The sequence below is a fragment of the Chryseobacterium sp. MMO-72 genome (assembly GCF_037146035.1).
Classification (GTDB): domain Bacteria; phylum Bacteroidota; class Bacteroidia; order Flavobacteriales; family Weeksellaceae; genus Chryseobacterium; species Chryseobacterium indicum.
Map to the genome: position 1 here is coordinate 1 of NZ_JBBCWG010000037.1, position 366 is coordinate 366.

Here is a 366-nt window from a genome sequence, read left to right on the forward strand (position 1 = left end):
TCGGGCAGGCTCGAACTGCCGACCTCTACATTATCAGTGTAGCGCTCTAACCAGCTGAGCTACGAGACTTTGTATGAGTAATGGGTGATGAGTTATAAGTAATATACTTTTTCCCATTCTTCATTTCTCAATCTCTTTCCCTTTTACTAATTTCTAGTGGGTGTGTATTATGATATATCAACCAAATAAAAAACTAAAGCTTTACTTTAAGTAAGTACTGTGTACTTGCGTACTAATTTTGTTTTTCGTCTTTAAGACGCTCTAAAATGAGATGTTCCAGCCGCACCTTCCGGTACGGCTACCTTGTTACGACTTAGCCCTAGTTACCTGTTTTACCCTAGGCAGCTCCTGTTACGGTCACCGACT

General features: G+C 40.7%; 1 rRNA gene. It reads right to left on the reverse strand.

The features are described from left to right. Positions 1 to 264: 264 nt before the first annotated feature. Positions 265 to 366 (reverse strand): 16S ribosomal RNA (locus WFH39_RS21165); the annotation flags it as partial.